General features: G+C 55.5%; 22 protein-coding genes. 11 read left to right on the top strand and 11 right to left on the bottom strand.

Annotated features, from left to right (window positions below):
• Positions 1 to 17: 17 nt before the first annotated feature.
• The 7 genes from murA to mlaF all read right to left on the bottom strand — a co-directional run bounded on the left by murA (position 18) and on the right by mlaF (position 4,816).
• Positions 18 to 1,277: a UDP-N-acetylglucosamine 1-carboxyvinyltransferase gene (gene murA, locus PU683_RS06170; RefSeq protein ID WP_277170673.1), complete on the bottom strand. Its 1,260-nt coding sequence runs from the start codon at positions 1,275 to 1,277 to the stop codon at positions 18 to 20.
• Between the two features lie 54 nt (positions 1,278 to 1,331).
• On the bottom strand, positions 1,332 to 1,586 hold the full coding sequence (ibaG, locus tag PU683_RS06165; RefSeq protein WP_023480818.1) for a BolA family iron metabolism protein IbaG: 255 nt from the start codon (positions 1,584 to 1,586) through the stop codon (positions 1,332 to 1,334).
• Positions 1,587 to 1,711: 125 nt separating this feature from the next.
• Positions 1,712 to 2,005 (bottom strand): lipid asymmetry maintenance protein MlaB, encoded by a 294-nt coding sequence (gene mlaB, locus PU683_RS06160; protein ID WP_277170672.1) that lies wholly within the window; start codon positions 2,003 to 2,005, stop codon positions 1,712 to 1,714.
• Positions 2,002 to 2,640 carry a phospholipid-binding protein MlaC gene (mlaC, locus tag PU683_RS06155; RefSeq protein WP_277170671.1) on the bottom strand — a complete coding sequence of 213 codons (639 nt, stop codon included), beginning with the start codon at positions 2,638 to 2,640 and terminating at the stop codon, positions 2,002 to 2,004. Before mlaC ends, mlaB begins: the two co-directional genes overlap by 4 nt.
• Positions 2,641 to 2,657: 17 nt before the next feature.
• The gene (mlaD, locus tag PU683_RS06150; RefSeq protein WP_277170670.1) at positions 2,658 to 3,209 is read right to left on the bottom strand and encodes an outer membrane lipid asymmetry maintenance protein MlaD; all 552 of its coding nucleotides are present in this window, start codon (positions 3,207 to 3,209) and stop codon (positions 2,658 to 2,660) included.
• 4 nt (positions 3,210 to 3,213) lie between these two features.
• Positions 3,214 to 3,996: a lipid asymmetry maintenance ABC transporter permease subunit MlaE gene (mlaE, locus tag PU683_RS06145; RefSeq protein WP_023480856.1), complete on the bottom strand. Its 783-nt coding sequence runs from the start codon at positions 3,994 to 3,996 to the stop codon at positions 3,214 to 3,216.
• Positions 3,997 to 4,003: 7 nt separating this feature from the next.
• A complete protein-coding gene (gene mlaF, locus PU683_RS06140; protein ID WP_277170669.1) occupies positions 4,004 to 4,816 on the bottom strand; it encodes a phospholipid ABC transporter ATP-binding protein MlaF in 813 nt (270 codons plus the stop codon).
• 230 nt (positions 4,817 to 5,046) lie between these two features.
• Between mlaF and PU683_RS06135 the strand changes: the two genes are divergently transcribed.
• From PU683_RS06135 to npr, 11 genes are all read left to right on the top strand, one after another.
• Entirely contained in the window at positions 5,047 to 6,021 is a 975-nt protein-coding gene (locus tag PU683_RS06135) for a calcium/sodium antiporter (protein ID WP_277170668.1), read from the top strand.
• Between the two features lie 13 nt (positions 6,022 to 6,034).
• Positions 6,035 to 7,021 (top strand): arabinose-5-phosphate isomerase KdsD, encoded by a 987-nt coding sequence (gene kdsD / locus PU683_RS06130; RefSeq protein ID WP_277170667.1) that lies wholly within the window; start codon positions 6,035 to 6,037, stop codon positions 7,019 to 7,021.
• Between the two features lie 14 nt (positions 7,022 to 7,035).
• Positions 7,036 to 7,602 carry a 3-deoxy-manno-octulosonate-8-phosphatase KdsC gene (gene kdsC, locus PU683_RS06125; protein ID WP_023480796.1) on the top strand — a complete coding sequence of 189 codons (567 nt, stop codon included), beginning with the start codon at positions 7,036 to 7,038 and terminating at the stop codon, positions 7,600 to 7,602.
• Positions 7,599 to 8,174 (top strand): LPS export ABC transporter periplasmic protein LptC, encoded by a 576-nt coding sequence (lptC, locus tag PU683_RS06120; RefSeq protein WP_277170666.1) that lies wholly within the window; start codon positions 7,599 to 7,601, stop codon positions 8,172 to 8,174. Before kdsC ends, lptC begins: the two co-directional genes overlap by 4 nt.
• Positions 8,143 to 8,703: a lipopolysaccharide ABC transporter substrate-binding protein LptA gene (gene lptA, locus PU683_RS06115; protein WP_277170665.1), complete on the top strand. Its 561-nt coding sequence runs from the start codon at positions 8,143 to 8,145 to the stop codon at positions 8,701 to 8,703. Before lptC ends, lptA begins: the two co-directional genes overlap by 32 nt.
• A gap of 6 nt (positions 8,704 to 8,709) precedes the next feature.
• Positions 8,710 to 9,435, top strand: coding sequence for an LPS export ABC transporter ATP-binding protein (gene lptB / locus PU683_RS06110; RefSeq protein WP_023480831.1), 726 nt, complete (start codon positions 8,710 to 8,712; stop codon positions 9,433 to 9,435).
• 48 nt (positions 9,436 to 9,483) lie between these two features.
• Complete coding sequence (gene rpoN / locus PU683_RS06105; RefSeq protein ID WP_277170664.1) at positions 9,484 to 10,917, top strand: RNA polymerase factor sigma-54; 1,434 nt, start codon at positions 9,484 to 9,486, stop codon at positions 10,915 to 10,917.
• Positions 10,918 to 10,939: 22 nt separating this feature from the next.
• Positions 10,940 to 11,227, top strand: coding sequence for a ribosome hibernation promoting factor (gene hpf, locus PU683_RS06100; RefSeq protein ID WP_023480744.1), 288 nt, complete (start codon positions 10,940 to 10,942; stop codon positions 11,225 to 11,227).
• An 80-nt stretch (positions 11,228 to 11,307) separates the two neighbouring features.
• Positions 11,308 to 11,799 (top strand): PTS IIA-like nitrogen regulatory protein PtsN, encoded by a 492-nt coding sequence (ptsN, locus tag PU683_RS06095; protein ID WP_277170663.1) that lies wholly within the window; start codon positions 11,308 to 11,310, stop codon positions 11,797 to 11,799.
• A gap of 45 nt (positions 11,800 to 11,844) precedes the next feature.
• Complete coding sequence (gene rapZ / locus PU683_RS06090) at positions 11,845 to 12,699, top strand: RNase adapter RapZ (protein ID WP_023480906.1); 855 nt, start codon at positions 11,845 to 11,847, stop codon at positions 12,697 to 12,699.
• Positions 12,696 to 12,968 carry a PTS phosphocarrier protein NPr gene (gene npr, locus PU683_RS06085; protein ID WP_023481048.1) on the top strand — a complete coding sequence of 91 codons (273 nt, stop codon included), beginning with the start codon at positions 12,696 to 12,698 and terminating at the stop codon, positions 12,966 to 12,968. Before rapZ ends, npr begins: the two co-directional genes overlap by 4 nt.
• Here npr and mtgA read toward each other — a convergent pair whose 3' ends face one another.
• The 4 genes from mtgA to mnmL all read right to left on the bottom strand — a co-directional run bounded on the left by mtgA (position 12,969) and on the right by mnmL (position 17,943).
• Positions 12,969 to 13,700, bottom strand: a complete 732-nt coding sequence (mtgA, locus tag PU683_RS06080; protein ID WP_277170662.1) for a monofunctional biosynthetic peptidoglycan transglycosylase — start codon at positions 13,698 to 13,700, stop codon at positions 12,969 to 12,971. It abuts the gene before it with no gap.
• Positions 13,697 to 14,350: an isoprenoid biosynthesis glyoxalase ElbB gene (elbB, locus tag PU683_RS06075; RefSeq protein WP_277170661.1), complete on the bottom strand. Its 654-nt coding sequence runs from the start codon at positions 14,348 to 14,350 to the stop codon at positions 13,697 to 13,699. Before elbB ends, mtgA begins: the two co-directional genes overlap by 4 nt.
• 229 nt (positions 14,351 to 14,579) lie before the next feature.
• Positions 14,580 to 16,916, bottom strand: coding sequence for an aerobic respiration two-component sensor histidine kinase ArcB (gene arcB, locus PU683_RS06070; RefSeq protein ID WP_277170660.1), 2,337 nt, complete (start codon positions 16,914 to 16,916; stop codon positions 14,580 to 14,582).
• Positions 16,917 to 17,016: 100 nt separating this feature from the next.
• Positions 17,017 to 17,943 (bottom strand): tRNA modification radical SAM protein MnmL/YtqA, encoded by a 927-nt coding sequence (mnmL, locus tag PU683_RS06065; RefSeq protein ID WP_277170659.1) that lies wholly within the window; start codon positions 17,941 to 17,943, stop codon positions 17,017 to 17,019.
• Positions 17,944 to 18,476 lie beyond the last annotated feature (533 nt).

The following is an 18,476-nucleotide window of genomic DNA, read 5'->3' as shown; positions in this document are numbered from 1 at the left end:
TTTTGCAGCTATAAAGGTTATTCGCCCTTCACGCGCTCAATCTTCGCACCCAGCGCGCTGAGCTTATCTTCGATGCGCTCATAACCACGATCGATGTGGTAGATGCGATCGACATAGGTCGTGCCTTGTGCAATGCAGCCCGCCAGCACAAGGCTTGCCGATGCACGCAGATCGGTCGCCATCACCTGCGCGCCGGAGAGTGTCTCTACGCCGTGGCAAATCGCGGTGTTGCTCTCAATCTCTGCATGAGCACCCATACGGATCAGCTCAGGGATATGCATAAAGCGGTTTTCAAAGATGGTTTCGGTGATCACACCGGTACCTTCAGCTACCAGGTTCAGCAGCGTAAACTGCGCCTGCATATCTGTCGGGAAGCCCGGATGCGGGGCAGTACGCACGTTAACGGCCTTCGGACGTTTACCGTGCATATCGAGGCTAATCCAGTCTTCGCCCAGTTCAATATCCGCACCCGCGTCACGCAGTTTAGCCAGCACAGCGTCCAGCGTATCTGGCTGGGCGTTGCGGCAAACAATTTTTCCGCCAGAGATAGCGGCGGCAACCAGGAAGGTCCCGGTTTCGATGCGGTCCGGCAGCACGCGGTAGACGCCACCACCAAGACGCTCTACGCCCTCGATGGTGATGCGGTCAGTGCCCATGCCACTGATTTTGGCACCGAGCGTATTAAGGAAGTTAGCGGTATCGACGATCTCCGGCTCGCGCGCGGCGTTTTCGATAATGGTCGTGCCTTCAGCCAGCGTCGCGGCGGACATGATCGTCACCGTCGCGCCAACACTCACTTTGTCCATGACAATGTGCGCGCCCTTCAGACGTCCATCGACCGAGGCTTTAACGTAACCCTCTTCCAGCTTAATCTCTGCGCCCAGCTGCTCGAGACCGGTGATATGCAGATCGACAGGACGTGCGCCAATTGCGCAACCGCCCGGGAGTGAAACCTGGCCCTGGCCAAAACGGGCGACCAGCGGCCCCAGCGCCCAAATCGAGGCGCGCATGGTTTTCACCAGATCGTATGGCGCGCAGAAGACGTTCACCTTGCTGGCATCGATCCAAACCGAGCCATTACGCTCAATTTTGGTGCCAAGCTGGCTCAGCAGCTTGATGGTCGTGTCGATATCTTTCAGTTTCGGCACGTTGCGGATTTCGACCGGCTCTTCCGCCAGCAGCGCGGCGAAAAGGATCGGCAGTGCGGCGTTTTTGGCGCCTGAAATTGTCACTTCGCCCTGGAGACGCGTTGGCCCCTGTACACGAAACTTATCCATTTATCTGATCTCTGTTAAGAATTCACACGCGCGGCGGGGTCATACCGCCTGCGCTCAAAAGCCGTTAAGTTTGCGATCGCGCGCCCATTCTTGCGGCGTATACGCTTTGATCGACAGGGCATGAATGCGGTTATCCGCGATGTACTCCATCAGCGGGCCATAGATGGTTTGCTGCTTCTTGACCCGGCTCATGCCGTCAAAAACTTCACCCACAGCGACAACCTGAAAGTGGCTGCCATCGCCAGTGACGTGGGCTTCCTGGAGAGAGAGTGCTTCCATCAGCACGGTCTGGATTTCATGATTTTCCATGGGCGTAATATCATCTAAAAGTGAAAACAGTCACACATCTTAGAGGAAAGTGCGACGGTCTTAAACAAGCAAAAAGCCCCATCCACTCTCTGGACGGGGCTTAAAATAGTAACGTATTGAAAAAATTAGCGTGGCAGAGCACTTTGCGGCAAGTTGTAGAGCGCAGCGAGGGTACTCACATTCTCGCTCACGCCCAGCAGCGTCACTTCCTTGCCCTGCTTTTTACCCAGCTCAACCAGATGAACCAGCAGCGCGACGCCTGCGGTATCAACCCGTGTCACGCCCTGCAGATCGATGGTAGTGACCCCTTTCATCGCCTCTGCGCGCGCATCCCATATGGGATTTAACACGTCCTGATCCAGCTCGCCCAGCAGTACCAGGCGTTCACCGTCACGCGACCAGCTTAGCTGCTGGGTCATTTTTTCTTCTCATCCAGGGTGATTTTCTGGCGAGAAATAGACTGCAGTTCAGCGGTCAGGCCATCGATCCCTTTGGTACGCAGCAGATCGCTCCACTCATTCTGTTTGGTGGTGATCATACTGACGCCTTCGGCGATCATGTCATAAGCCTGCCAGTTACCGGTTTGGCTGTTTTTACGCCACTGGAAATCGAGACGTACCGGCGGACGGCCATTCGGATCGACGATTGTCACGCGGATCGGCACAATAGTGGCATCGCCCAGCGGCTGTTCCGGGGCAATCTGGTAAGTCTGGCCGTGATAAAGCGCCAGTGCCTGGCCATATGCCTGCTTCAGATATTCGCGGAACGCCTTGAAGTAGGCATCACGCTGCGCAGGGGTCGCTTCTTTGTAATAGCGGCCCAGCACCAGCGCACCGGCATATTTCACCTGAACATAGGGCAGCAGTTCCTGATCGACTACATCGCGCAGGTAATCCGGGTTGGCGCGAATTTTCGGCTGTTCGTTTTTAAGGCGATCGAAAGTCTGTTTCGCCGCCCCCTGCATTGCGGTGTACGGATTGCTTTGATCCACAGCCAGAGCCGAGCTCAACGGTGCAACGACCAGCAGAGCAACCATCATGAGACGTTTAAACATTGCGTTACTTCTCCTCGTTAATGCGTCTGATCCGCAGACGGCGCAGGTTGAGTATTCCCTTCATTTTGCGCCGCCGCATCGCCTGAATTCTTATTGTCGCCCCCTTTACTGTTGTAAAGGAATTGACCAATGAGATCTTCCAGCACCATTGCGGACTTGGTGTCCTGAATCGTGCTGCCTTCCTTAAGCATAGATGTTCCCATCTCGGGATCGTCAAACCCGACGTTCAACGCCAGATATTGCTCGCCAAGCAAACCTGATGTGCGGATCGCCAGCGAGCTGGTATCCGGGATCTGGTTGTAACGCTCTTCAATATCCAGCGTCACGCGCGGCAGATAGGTTTTCGGGTCGAGAGAGATATCCTCCACGCGACCAATCACCACCCCGCCGATACGCACCGGCGAATTAGCTTTCAGGCCGCCGATATTGTCAAACGTGGCATAAACGCGGTAGGTCGGCTCAGTACGCATCGAGGTAACATCCGCCGCTTTCAGGCAGATAAAAAGCCCCGCCAGTAATGCCAGCAGAAGAAACAGGCCGACCCAAATTTCACTTTTTTTCGTTTGCATGAACTCAATTCCCAAACATCAATGCGGTGAGCACAAAATCCAGGCCGAGAACGGCCAACGAAGAGTGCACAACGGTGCGTGTTGTTGCGCGGCTAATCCCAGCCGAAGTCGGGATCGCATCATAACCGTTAAACAGTGCAATCCAGGTCACGGTGATGGCAAAGACCACGCTTTTAATCAGACAGTTAACCAGATCCATTCGCAGGTCGACGGCGTTCTGCATGGCGGTCCAGAAAAAGCCGCTGTCGATCCCTTTCCAGTTAACGCCCACCAGCGAGCCACCCCAGATGCCGACCGCGACAAACATAACCGTCAGCAACGGCAAAGAGATGACGCCCGCCCAGAAACGCGGCGAAATGACCCGACGTAAAGGATCGACCGCCATCATCTCGAGGCTGGAGAGCTGCTCGGTGGCGCGCATCAAGCCAATCTCTGCGGTGAGCGCCGAGCCTGCGCGTCCGGCAAACAGCAGCGCGGCGACAACCGGGCCTAACTCGCGCAGCAGCGATAGCGCTACCAACATGCCGAGGCTCGTTTCCGCGCTGTAGGTTGTCAGCACCAGGTAACCCTGCAGGCCCAGCACCATGCCGATAAAGACGCCGGAGACGAGGATAATCACCATCGACAGCACACCGACGTTATAGAGCTGGCGAATCAGCAGCGGCGCATGTTTGCGAAACTCCGGCTTGCCAACCAGGGCGTTGAACAGCATTAACCCGGCACGCCCGAACGTCGCGATCGTTTTGATCCCACGATGGCCAAGCGCAGCCAGTGCATTTAACAGCATGAGTGTATTAACTCCCTGTATCTAAAAGATCGTGCTGGTAATCACCAGCAGGATAGCGGAACGGAACCGGCCCGTCGGCAATGCCATCAAGGAACTGACGCACGCGAGGATCGCTATTCTCCTGCAGCCCCTGCGCGCTGCCGTGGGCGACAATTTTCCGGTCCGCCACAATATAGGCGTAATCCGCGATGCTCAACACCTCCGGCACATCATGGGAAACAACGATACAGGTGACGCCCAGCGCGTTGTTCAGCTCAGAGATAAGCTTCACCAGCACCCCCATGGTAATGGGATCCTGGCCGACAAAGGGTTCATCAAACATGATCAGATCCGGCTCCAGCGCAATCGCGCGCGCCAGCGCCGCACGCCGCGCCATACCGCCAGAGAGCTCGGAGGGCATTAATTTCGCCGCACCGCGCAGCCCGACCGCTTCGAGCTTCATCATCACCGTGCTGTGCAACAGCGCTGGTGGCAAAGTGGTATGTTCGCGCAGCGGATAGGCGACGTTATCGAACACATTCATATCAGTGAAGAGCGCGCCGGACTGAAAGAGCATGCTCATTCTCTTGCGCACGGTGAAGAGGCGTGAACGCGACATTGCCGGCACGTTTTCGCCATCAAATAAGATTTCGCCGCTATCAGGCGGGATCTGCCCGCCAATCAGGCGCAGTAAGGTCGTTTTACCAATCCCTGACGGCCCCATAATGGCGGTAATTTTCCCGCGCGGCACGGTCAGTGAAATATTGTCGAAGATCGGGCGGCTGCCTCGGGAGAAGCTGACGCCACGAACATCGACCAAATTCGCCACTGTCTGGCTCATTTCCTCTTCCTTATCACCCTGTGGGCCGCAAGCATTACGCTTGATATCATCACGAACCCAGCATTTTTACAGAATATTACCCGCCCAGGTTAGCGAAAGCTGGCATTTGTTTTACTTTTGAGCCGCATAAAGTCAAAATTAGGAATCATTACGCTACGCGGAAGTTCCGGTTTTAACCCGGTATAGCGGCCTGCGAAACGGCGAAATTATACCTGAAGAAAGGACGTTAGATGCTCTTAGCGACGGCGCTATTGATAATTGGTTTACTACTTGTGGTCTACAGTGCCGATCGTCTGGTGTTTGCCGCCTCCATTCTTTGCCGCGCGCTTGGCGTTCCGCCGTTAATTATTGGTATGACGGTGGTCAGTATTGGCACCTCGTTGCCAGAAATCATCACTTCTGTCGCCGCCTCGCTGCATGGTCAGCTGGATCTCGCCATCGGCACCGCGATCGGATCAAACATCACCAACATCCTGCTGATCCTCGGTGTTGCCGCGCTTTTACACCCTTTTACCGTGCATTCCGATATTCTGCGCCGTGAATTGCCGTTAACCTTAGTAGCTAGCCTGCTGGCGGGCGTCGTGCTGTATGATGGGCGGCTTACGCCCGTAGACGGCATCTTTTTACTGTTATTAGCCGTGCTATGGCTGGTGTTCATTGTTAAAATCGCCCGCCTGGCCGAACGCCAGGGTAATGACAGCCTGACGCGCGAGCAGCTGGCCGAGCTGCCGCGAGAGGGCAGTGTGTCGGTTGCCTGCCTCTGGCTGGGCGTGGCGCTAATTATCATGCCGATGGCGACGCGCATGGTGGTGGATAACGCCACGGTGGTGGCAAACTTCTTCGCCATCAGCGAACTGACTATCGGCCTGACGGTTATCGCCATCGGTACCGGCCTTCCTGAGCTTGCTACCGCCATTGCGGGTGCGCGCAAAGGGGAAGACGATATCGCCATCGGCAACCTTATCGGCTCCAACATTTTTAATATCGCGATCGTGCTTGGCTTGCCGGCACTGATTGCGCCAGGCAGCTTTAACCCGATGGCGTTCACGCGCGATTACGGGGTAATGGCGCTGGTCAGCGCCCTTTTCGCGCTTATCTGCTGGCGACGCAAGCAGATCGGTCGTGGCATCGGGGGGCTGTTGTTCGGTGGATTTATCATATGGCTGGCGATGCTCTACTGGCTGTCGCCGCTTTTGACGGGATAATCGGATACGCACTATGTCGCAAATAGATTTGCAGCCGGGTTTTGACTTTCAACAAGCCGGCAAAGACGTTCTGGCGATTGAACGTGAAGGCCTCGCACAGCTCGATCAGTACATTAATGAAGATTTCACCCGCGCGTGTGAAAGTATCGTTTATTGTGCTGGCAAAGTCGTGGTCATGGGCATGGGCAAATCGGGCCATATTGGCCGGAAAATGGCGGCGACCTTTGCCAGCACCGGCACGCCCGCGTTTTTCGTACACCCTGGTGAAGCAGCGCACGGCGACCTGGGTATGGTCACTCCTCAGGATGTGGTCATTGCCCTGTCGAACTCCGGTGAGTCCAATGAGATCCTCGCGCTAATCCCGGTACTCAAGCGCCTGAAGGTCGCACTAATTTGCATGACCAGCCGGCCCGAGAGCAGTATGGCGCGCGCGGCGGATATCCATTTATGCGTAAAAGTGCCGAAAGAGGCCTGCCCGCTGGGACTTGCCCCGACATCCAGCACCACCGCTGCGCTGGTGATGGGCGATGCGTTGGCCGTGGCGCTGCTGAAAGCGCGCGGCTTTACCGCGGAAGATTTTGCCCTCTCCCATCCGGGCGGTGCGCTGGGCCGTAAACTGCTGCTGCGTGTGAATGACATCATGCACACCGGGGATGAGATCCCGCACGTCAGCAAAGAGGCCAGCCTGCGTGATGCGTTACTGGAGATCACACGTAAGAATTTAGGTATGACGGTGATCTGCGACGATCTGATGAAGATCGAGGGTATCTTTACCGATGGCGACTTGCGGCGCGTATTTGATATGGGTGCCGATGTACGCAGCCTCGGCATCGCCGATGTGATGACGCCAGGCGGCGTGCGCGTGCGTCCCAATACGCTGGCGGTCGATGCCCTGAACCTGATGCAATCTCGCCACATTACCTCCGTACTGGTTGCCGATGGTGAGCAGTTACTGGGTGTGTTACATATGCATGACTTACTGCGCGCGGGCGTGGTGTAAAGAAGGACACAAGAATGAGTAATGCTGGCGCGTCGCTTGCCACCTGCTATGGGCCGGTTAGCACGCAAGTCATGGAAAAAGCCGCGAAGATTCGCCTGCTGATCCTCGATGTGGATGGCGTGCTGTCCGATGGGCTCATCTATATGGGCAATAATGGCGAAGAGTTAAAAGCGTTCAATGTCCGCGACGGTTACGGCATTCGCAGCGCCCTCACCTCCGGCATCGAGATGGCGATCATTACCGGGCGTAACGCTAAACTGGTAGAAGATCGCTGCGAGACGCTGGGCATTACCCATCTCTACCAGGGGCAATCCGATAAAATGATCGCCTACCGGGAGCTGCTTGCCCGCCTCGATTTGACGGCGGATCAGGTTGCCTATATTGGGGACGATTTGATCGACTGGCCGGTAATGGCAGAGATTGGCCTGAGCGTCGCCGTTGCCGATGCGCACCCGCTGCTCAGCGCACGCGCCGATTACGTGACGCGGATTAACGGCGGTCGCGGTGCGGTGCGTGAAGTGTGTGATTTATTGCTGCTGGCACAGGGCAAGCTGGATGAAGCCAAAGGGCAATCAATATGAGTAAAACCAGACGTTGGGTCATTATTCTGCTGGCGCTGGTCGCACTGGTTCTGATTGGTATTAACTACACCACTCAGGATGCGCCGGAACAGAGCGCGGCAAACAGTTCAGATCCCACTTATAAAAGCCAGCATACAGATACTGTCGTTTACAGCCCGGAGGGCGCGCTGAACTATCGTCTGATTGCGCAAAATGTGGAGTACTACTCCGCGGACAGCATTAGCTGGTTCGCCAAACCGGTGTTAACCACCTTCGATGAGAACAAAATACCGACCTGGTCTATCAAGTCGGATAAAGCGAAGCTCACCGACGATCGAATGCTTTACCTTTATGGACATGTCGAAGTTAACGCGCTGACTGCGGACGCACAATTACGCAGAATCACCACGGATAACGCCCGGATCAACCTGGTCACCCAGGATGTTTTCTCAGACGATCAGGTTACGTTATACGGGACAACATTTAATTCCACCGGCCTGAAAATGCGCGGCAATTTACGCAGCAAAAACGCCGAGCTGATTGAAAAGGTTAGAAGCTCCTATGAAATTCAAAACAAACAAACGCAGCCTTAATCTGATCCTGGCGAGTACGCTCTTCGCTGCCGCGCTTCCGGCGCTCGCTGTGACCGGGGATACCGAACAGCCGATCCACATCGACTCCGATCAGCAGTCGCTGGATATGCAGGGGAATGTTGTCACCTTCACCGGTAATGTCGTCGTGACCCAGGGGACAATTAAGATCAACGCCGATAAAGTTGTGGTCACCCGTCCGGGCGGCCAGCAGGGTAGAGAGATTATCGACGGTTACGGCAATCCGGCCACCTTCTACCAGATGCAGGACAACGGCAAGCCGGTGAAAGGCCACGCCTCGCAGATGCACTACGAACTGGAAAAGGATTTCGTGATCCTGACCGGTAACGCCTATCTCGAGCAGTTAGACAGCAATATTGCTGGCGACAAAATCACCTACCTGGTGAAAGAGCAGAAGATGCAGGCGTTCAGCGACAAAGGCAAGCGCGTGACCACCGTGCTGGTACCGTCACAGTTGCAGGACAAGAGCAATAAATCCACCCCGGCCCCGGCGCAAAAGAAGAGTAACTAATCCGTTATGGCAACATTAACTGCAAAGAATCTCGCCAAGGCTTATAAAGGCCGTCGCGTGGTCGAAGACGTCAGTCTGACCGTTAATTCCGGTGAAATCGTCGGCTTGCTTGGCCCTAACGGCGCAGGGAAAACCACCACCTTCTATATGGTGGTTGGCATTGTTGCGCGTGACGCCGGTAACATCATTATTGATGATGAAGATATCAGTCTGCTGCCGCTGCATGCGCGCGCGCGCCGCGGTATCGGCTATTTACCGCAGGAAGCCTCCATCTTCCGTCGCCTCAGCGTCTACGACAACCTGATGGCGGTGCTGCAAATTCGTGACGATCTCACCGCGGAACAGCGTGAAGATCGCGCCAACGAACTGATGGAAGAGTTCCATATCGATCACCTGCGCGACAGCATGGGCCAGGCGCTCTCCGGCGGTGAACGTCGCCGCGTCGAGATTGCACGCGCGCTGGCGGCAAACCCGAAATTTATCCTGCTCGATGAACCCTTTGCCGGCGTTGACCCGATCTCGGTTATCGACATCAAACGCATTATTGAGCATCTGCGCGACAGCGGGCTTGGGGTGCTGATTACCGACCATAACGTGCGCGAAACGCTCGCCGTTTGTGAACGCGCCTATATTGTCAGCCAGGGGCATCTCATCGCCCACGGCACGCCGCAGCAAATCCTTGAAGACGAACATGTTAAGCGCGTATATCTTGGGGAAGACTTCAGACTCTGATAGGGTAAGGTTTATTGACGTTTTTTGTCGGAGAGTGCTGCTCTGAATATGAAGCAAGGTTTGCAACTACGGCTTAGCCAACAGCTAGCCATGACGCCGCAACTGCAACAGGCTATTCGTCTTTTGCAGTTGTCCACGTTGGAACTTCAGCAGGAACTTCAGCAGGCGCTGGAGAGCAATCCGCTGCTGGAACAAACCGATCTTCACGAAGAAGTGGATAGCGAACAGGTTCAGGAAAAAGATGGCCTGGACACCGCGGATGCGCTCGAACAGAAAGAGATGCCCGACGAACTGCCGCTGGATGCCAGCTGGGATGAGATCTACACCGCAGGCACTCCGTCAGGCAGCAGTAACGATTACATTGATGATGAACTGCCGATCTACCAGGGTGAAACCACCCAGTCACTGCAGGATTACCTGATGTGGCAGGTTGAGCTGACTCCGTTTTCCGATACGGATCGCGCCATTGCGACTTCGATCGTTGATGCCGTGGACGAAACCGGCTATCTCACCGTGACGCTGGAGGAGATCCTCGAGAGCATGGGGAGTGACGAGATCGGCATGGATGAAGTCGAAGCGGTGCTAAAGCGCGTCCAGCGTTTCGATCCCGTCGGCGTTGCGGCGCGCGATCTGCGCGATTGTCTGCTGGTTCAGCTCTCCCAGTTCGCGAAGGCGACGCCGTGGTGCGAAGAGGCGCGGCTTATCATCTGCGATCATCTCGATCTGCTGGCCAACCATGACTTCCGCTCGTTGATGCGCGTCACGCGCCTGAAAGAGGATGTGCTGAAAGAGGCGGTTAATCTGATCCAGTCTCTCGATCCGCGTCCCGGGCAGTCGATCCAGACCAGCGAACCGGAGTATGTGATCCCCGATGTGCTGGTGCGCAAACATAACGGCCGCTGGACGGTGGAACTCAATGCCGACAGCATTCCGCGTCTTAAGATCAACCAGCACTATGCGGCGATGGGCAGCGGCGGGCGTAACGACGCCGATACGCAGTTTATTCGCAGTAATTTGCAGGAAGCGAAGTGGTTGATTAAAAGCCTGGAGAGCCGCAACGACACGCTGCTGCGCGTCAGCCGCTGCATCGTCGAGCAGCAGCAGGCGTTCTTTGAGCAGGGCGAAGAATTTATGAAACCGATGGTGCTGGCGGATATCGCCCAGGCCGTCGAGATGCACGAGTCCACTATCTCTCGTGTTACGACCCAGAAGTACCTGCACAGTCCTCGCGGCATATTTGAACTGAAGTATTTCTTCTCCAGCCATGTGAATACCGAAGGCGGCGGCGAAGCCTCCTCCACGGCCATTCGCGCCCTGGTGAAGAAGTTGATCGCCGCAGAAAACCCTGCAAAACCGCTGAGCGACAGTAAGCTGACGACGCTGCTTTCCAATCAGGGAATCATGGTCGCGCGGCGAACCGTTGCGAAGTATCGAGAATCTTTATCCATTCCGCCGTCTAACCAGCGTAAACAGCTGGTGTGACCCAACCGATAAGGAAGACACTATGCAGCTAAACATCACCGGACAAAACGTTGAGATTACCGATGCTCTGCGCGAGTTTGTAAACAGCAAATTTGCCAAGCTGGAGCACTATTTCGACAGGATTAATCAGGTTTATGTTGTGTTGAAAGTGGAAAAGGTGACGCACATTTCAGATGCCACTCTGCATGTGAATGGAGGCGAACTGCATGCCAGTGCGGAAGGACAAGATATGTATGCTGCTATCGACGGTTTAATTGATAAACTGGCGCGGCAGCTCACGAAGCATAAAGATAAACTGAAACAACACTAATTGTCCGGGCGTCCGTCTGGCGCGTTGCACCCAACCGCAACCCGGTTGGGTGCTGGCTCCGGCGTCGCTTAGGTGAAATTATGATGAATAACGATTCGGCTCTTCAACTGAGCACAGTGCTTAACCAGGAATGTACCCGTAGCGGCGTTCACTGCCAGAGTAAAAAACGCGCGCTGGAAATCATCAGCGAGCTGGCGGCGAAACAGTTAGGACTGCCGCCGCAGGTGGTTTTCGAGGCGGTTCTTACGCGTGAAAAAATGGGCAGTACCGGCATTGGTAACGGTATCGCCATTCCCCACGGTAAACTTGAGGAAGATACACTGCGCGCTGTTGGCGTCTTTGTGCAACTCGAAACGCCTATTGCCTTCGACGCTATCGATAATCAACCCGTCGATCTGCTCTTTGCCCTGCTGGTGCCAGCAGATCAAACCAAAACGCACCTGCACACGCTTTCGCTGGTCGCCAAGCGGCTGGCAGATAAAACCATTTGTCGACGCCTGCGCGCCGCGCAGAGTGATGAAGAGCTCTACGAGATCATCACACAGACAGAAGGCGAGCGCGGCGATGCGTAACCGGGTAAGACTCTACTTATCAGTCCTTCTGAGGAGAAATGACCCATGGTCCTGATGATCGTCAGTGGTCGTTCGGGTTCAGGGAAATCCGTGGCGCTACGCGCACTGGAAGATATGGGTTTCTACTGTGTTGATAACCTGCCGGTTGTGCTGTTGCCGGAACTGGCACAAACCCTCGCCGATCGCCAGATCTCTGCCGCCGTCAGTATCGATGTGCGCAACATGCCGGAGTCGCCGGAGATCTTTGAACAGGCGATGAGCAATTTGCCGGAGGCGTTTTCGCCGCAGCTGCTCTTTTTAGATGCGGATCGCAACACCCTGATTCGCCGCTACAGCGACACGCGCCGCCTGCACCCGCTCTCAAGCAAAAACCTGTCGCTGGAGAGCGCCATCGATGAGGAGAGCAATCTGCTTGAGCCGCTGCGCTCGCGTGCCGATCTGATTGTTGATACCTCGGAGATGTCAGTGCATGAGCTGGCAGAGATGCTGCGCACGCGCCTTTTAGGCAAACGCGAGCGCGAGCTGACCATGGTCTTCGAATCTTTCGGCTTCAAGCACGGCATTCCTATCGATGCCGATTACGTCTTTGACGTGCGCTTTCTGCCGAACCCGCACTGGGATCCGAAACTGCGTCCGATGACCGGCCTCGACAAGCCCGTCGCCGCTTTCCTCGACAGGCACACCGAAGTGCATAACTTCATCTACCAGACGCGCAGTTACCTCGAGCTGTGGTTGCCGATGCTGGAGACCAACAATCGCAGCTACCTGACGGTTGCCATCGGTTGTACCGGGGGTAAACACCGCTCAGTCTATATCGCTGAACAGCTGGCGGACTACTTCCGCTCGCGCGGCAAAAACGTGCAGTCCCGTCACCGTACGCTGGAAAAACGCAAAACATGACCGTAAAACAAACCGTTGAGATCACCAATAAGCTGGGCATGCATGCGCGCCCGGCGATGAAACTGTTTGAACTGGTACAGGGCTTTGACGCGGAAGTACTGCTGCGCAACGAAGAGGGAACCGAAGCGGAAGCCAGCAGCGTGATCGCCCTGCTGATGCTGGATTCCGCCAAAGGCCGACAGATTGAAGTCGAAGCCAGCGGTCCTCAGGAAGAGGAAGCGCTGGCCGCGGTGGTGGCGCTGTTTATCGCCGGGTTCGACGAAGAGTAATCAGCGCAGGTTGTTACTCTGCAGAAAACCCTGGCCACCCAACTGCTGCATCTGGCGCATGATCCACGCCTGACGGTTACGCACATAACCTGAAGGCGCTGCGGCCTTATAGCGAATCGGGTTAGGCAGCACTGCGGCCAGCAGCGCGGCTTCCGACATCGTCAGCCGGCTTGCGGGTTTATGAAAATAGCGCTGCGACGCCTCTTCCACACCAAATATGCCGTCACCAAACTCCGCGATATTCAAATAGACCGTCAGGATGCGCCGTTTCGTCCACACCGCCTCCGTCGCCACGGTCAGCCCCGCCTCCAGCCCTTTTCGCACCCAGCTTTTGCCGTCCCACAAAAAGAGATTTTTCACCGTCTGCTGCGACAGAGTCGACGCGCCGCGAATGCGGTTCTCATGCTTTTCATTATGCGAGAGCGCTTTTTCGATCGCCTCCACATCCAATCCCCAGTGATCGGGAAAGCGCTGATCTTCAGCAGCAACCACCGCCAGTGCCATCCAGGGTGAGATCTCATCCATGCTGACCCAGTCAGAGTGGGCGACATAACCAAAGTCCCCCGTCAGCCACGCACTCAGCTGCCGCTCAACCATCACCGCGGAAAAGGGCACCGGCAGAAAGCTGAACAGCAGAATACCGCCGCCCCAGAAAGCCACCAGCACTAACACCACGCGCAGAATAATACGTTTAAGCGCGGCCTTCAGCGTACCGCGTCCGCCTCGCTTCATTCGCACAGCACCAGCACGCGTGCAACCAGCTTCTCGATCCCCGTTGCCGCCTGGGCAATATCTTCTGCCAGCATATAAGCCGGTGTGGTCACCACTTTGTTCTCTTCATCGACAACGATATCGTCCACCGGGCACGGCACATGTTCTCCCCCCATCTCCTCCAGTACTTCGGCGGTATCGACGTCGGTGCCGATGGTAAGACGCAGCGGGAAGTCAAAAATTTTCGGTAGCGCCGCCGGCGCAATGCACATAAACCCGAGCGGCTTTCCGGCGCGGTGCATCGCCAGTGCCAGCGTTTTCAAATCATTATCCACTTCGCAGTCGCCGCCGAGGCTGGCAAAGCTGCTGAGATTTTTTGCCGCGCCAAAGCCGCCGGGGACAATCAGCGCATCCAGATCGTTTACCGATGCCTGCGCCAACGGCGCGATCTTGCCGCGGGCAATGCGGGCGGCCTCCACCAGCACGTTACGGCTTTCCGCCATTCCTTCGCCGGTGAGGTGATTGATGACATCACTTTGCGCTTTATCGGGCGCAAAACAGACGGCCTCTGCGCCGTTGCGGGCAAGGGCCAGCAGGGTAATTACCGCTTCGTGGATCTCGGAACCGTCATACACGCCAGACCCACTAAGAACAACGCCGACTCTTTTCATGCCAAATATCCTTTCTGCGAATTGCGGTCAATAACTAAAAATTTTGATAAGGGAGCCTTGCTTCACACATTTCGCTGATTGCTGTAACAAATCATTTAAGATTTGCTATCTTATGTGCGTGTGGTCGAATTTTAGTAGACTGCGCCCTTGCAATTAAAACCAAAATTACGGCGCAGCCACGGTTTCCCTGGTGTTGGCGCAGTATTCGCGCACCCCGGTTAATCCGGGGTCATTTTTTTGCAGCGTCTGCCACCCAGGCTTTGAGCACGGCGACATCATTGCGCCACTCCTGCTTCATCTCCTCCACCCAGTCGCCGACATTGTCCCACCAGGCGGGAAGATCCGGAGACTGGATCTGCTGGCCTAACTGCTGCAGATGGCGCAGGCCGACCGATCCGGCAGCCCCCTTAATTTTGTGCCCCTCTTCAACAATCCCTTTCTGATCGCGCGCGGTGAGGTTCGACTCCAGCACGCTCAGGTAGCCCGGCATCATCTTCTCAAACACCGCCAGCCCATCGGTAATGAGCTTCGGCCCAACCAGTTCGAGATACTGCTCAAGCATGGCGGTATCCAGCAGAGTTTGCGCCTTTTCGTTGTCTATCGCTGCCACCTGCTCCTCCTCCTCATCTCCGGCATCCCAGAACTTCTTGATCATCGCCGTCAATGCTGGCACTGCCAGCGGTTTGCTTAAGACATCATCCATACCCGCATCCAGGTACTCTTGCTTATCTTTCAGCACGTTAGCGGTCAGCGCCACCAGCGGCGGCAGTTCGTCACGTGAATAGCGGCTGGTTAGCGCGCGCGAGATATCCAGCCCGGTCATATCCGGCAACTGAATATCGAGCAGTACAAGGTCATATTCGCCCGGCGCGAACATCTCCAGCGCGGCACCGCCAGTCATCGCCACATCGACACTGTTGCCGAGCTTCTCCAGCACCGAGCGCGCGACAATCACGTTGAGTTCGATATCTTCCACCAGCAGCACATGCAGCGCCGGTAGGGGCATCTCATCCTCTTCGAAGGCGTCATCAACTTCTTCAGCCACCGCCGGCGCATGGACGGTCAACGTAAAGAGCGAACCGTTGCCGGGCTGGCTACTGACGGTGATATCGCCACCCATGCTTTTCGCCAGACGGCGTGAGACCGCAAGCCCAATGCCGGTGCCGGTGGCGGGTTTGCCGCCGTGGCTATCTTTCACCTGGTAATACATGGCGAAGATTTTGTCCTGTTCATCTCGCGGAATGCCGATCCCGGAGTCCTGCACTTCGAAATGGAGGATCTCACCCTCGTCGTAGCGCACGCGCACCGTCACCTGCCCTTCGCGGGTAAATTTGACGGCGTTGCTGATAAGGTTCCAGAGGATCTGCCGCAAACGGGTACCATCAGTAATTACCTGATGCGGCAGCGGCAGCGTCGGCTCCAGCTCGAAACGCAGCCCTTTCTGATGCGCCTGCAGCCCGGAGAGGTTCTCCAGATCCGCAAGGAAGCTGGTGAAGTCGAGCGGCTGGTTATCAAGCTGCACTTTGCGCCGCTCCATCTTATCCATGTCGATAATATCGTTGAAAATATTGCCCAGCGTCACCGCCGAGACATGGATCGTTTTAAGGTACTTCTCCTGCTCAGGTGCCAGATCGGTATCCAGCAGGATGCGGCTTAACCCGACGATGCCGTTAAGCGGCGTGCGCAGTTCATGGCTGATGGTGGAAATAAAGGTGGTTTTGTCGCGGCTGGCGCGCTCCAGCGCGTCCTGATAGCGCTTGCGCTCGGTTATATCGCGCCCGAAGCCCATCAATCCGTGGCGTTTACCGACGCGGTCATAATAGGGAACTTTGCGGATTTCAAAGCAAGCTTTACGGCCATCGGGGTAATCAAGCCACTGTTCATAGGTGAGCGAGACATTGTGACGAAACACCTTCTCGTCAGTTTCAATCACTTTTTGCGCCGCTTCCGGCGAGTAGACATCCTGCGGCTTGAGGTGAATCAGCTGCTTTTCGCTTTTGCCGGTGAGCAGCTCCATGGCGCGGTTGCAGCCAGAAAACTCTTTATCTTCATTGCGATAGAAGACCAGGTCCGGCGAAGCATCAAGGAAAGAGCGTAGAAAAGAGGATTGCTGTTCAAGCTGGATCTGCGTCTGCTCGCGCTCCTGCATCTCTATCTTCAGCCGCTCAAACGTTGCCTGTCGTTCCGCTTCGGCTTTTTCGCGGTCGCTGATCTCCTGGTTAAGCTGCATGATGTTGTCTTTAAGCTTCACGTTGAGCTTAAGATCGCGCTCGCGCATCTCTTCCAGCTTCTCCACCAGCCGCGATAAGCGCTGGCGCGACTCCTCCAGTTGCTCAACCACTACCGATAAAAAGTAGACTGCCCAGGGGGTGATCAGCAGGCCAAAGAAGATAGAGCGGATCACGTCTATACGCTCTACCTGCCCCTGCAACACCATCGTGACCGCCATTTGCACTACGATGGCCAGCACCACCAGCGCCAGCGCCAACAGCATGGAAAAGCGCACCAGACCGAGCTTCATCATCAGGTCGACGTAATATTGCGCCAGTAAACGGATTTGCTTCATAGCGTTTTCCTTAAACAAGTCCGCTCAATAATACTCAATTCTGAGCAAGGCGTTGAAGCTTGTGCGAAAAATGCGGCAATAATGTGTGGTTGACCCATTATCAGGTGGGTGGCGTCCAGCAGCGCCCCAGCGCCGAGCCCTGGCCGCCGTGTTCATTAAGGTAGCGGTTGAGTTCGACCATGCCGGTCCAACGGTTTTCGCACCACAGCGGCGCCAGTAGGGTGGGACGGCGCGCGCTGGCACAAACGCGGTGGTAGATTACCTCTGGCGGCGTGTGGCGAATCATCTCACCAGCAATGACGGTGTACTCCTCAAGCCCGATGGCGTTAAGGCGCCCCGCCTCCCAGGCTTTTGCCATAATGCTGCCTTTCACAATATGCAGCGGGTGCAGTTTGATGCCGTCGACGCCGGTTTCGACCACGCGCTCCAGCGTCGCCATGCAATCTGGCAGCCGCTCACCCGACAGACCAACAATCAGATGAGTACAGACCTTCAGACCGTGAGCGCGGGCGAGCCGCGTGGTGTTTTGATAGCAGGCGAAATCATGGCCGCGATTGATGCGGTGCAGGGTTTTATCGTGCGCGCTTTGTAAGCCCAGCTCCAGCCATACCTCAAACCCCTGCTGACGGTATTCACACAGCAGATCCAGCACCGCGTCCGGCACGCAGTCGGGACGCGTTCCGACACATAATCCCACCATATTGGCCTGGCTCAGCGCCTGCTGGTACATCTCGCGCAGCACCTGCACTTCCGCCCAGGTGCTGGTATAGGCCTGAAAGTAAGCGAGATAGCGTCGGGCGCGATTAACGCGCTGTGCCTGTTCGGTAAGCTGCGCCGCGATTGAGCGATACTGCTGCGCCTCATCGGCGAAGGAGGCGACATTGCAGAAAGTGCAGCCACCGCGGCCCAGGGTCCCATCGCGGTTTGGGCAGCTAAAACCGCCGTGCAGCGTCAGCTTATGAACTTTTTCGCCATAGCGACGGGCAAGATCCCCACCAAACATATTGACTAATTTTTGTAACTGCATAATCTGAAAGGCCGCCCAAACCAAAGGGCGTAGCCTGCCACTATTAGCTTTCATCGGCGATGACCTGGATCAATCGCCCGGGAAGGCTTTATCCAATGCATAATCAGTCAACATAACCGCTATTTCATTCACCCTCCGGGCGATTACTTTTCCTTATGCTGAAAGGTAAATTTGCAGAAATAGGTCTCTACCTCAAAAACAGTGGGATTATGCGGTACCAACCACGCAAGCAGGATAATAATCTGCTAATAAAAGTCATGTCAGAACAGAACAGTGGAAACAGCGTATTACTATAGTGAGTCAGATCACACTCTCCCCCTGCTATATGCAGCCATAACTGAATGTAAAAATGATTAAACATCCTTTTAAATCAATGTGATGAATGTCTGTTAGCACATTTCTGGATAAATAAGCTCGGCATTTGACCTGTGTACGGATTCCCGATAAGTTGGAAATCCGCTGGAAGCTTTCTGGATGAGCAGTCTGCTCATCATATTTATGCAGTAATTGAGATTCCCTCTTAAGCAAGTCCT

Origin of the sequence: Candidatus Kosakonia sp. 282A-S69, from assembly GCF_029433855.1 — a bacterium.
Classification (GTDB): domain Bacteria; phylum Pseudomonadota; class Gammaproteobacteria; order Enterobacterales; family Enterobacteriaceae; genus Kosakonia; species Kosakonia cowanii_A.
This window is presented reverse-complemented; position numbering and strand designations above follow the sequence as displayed.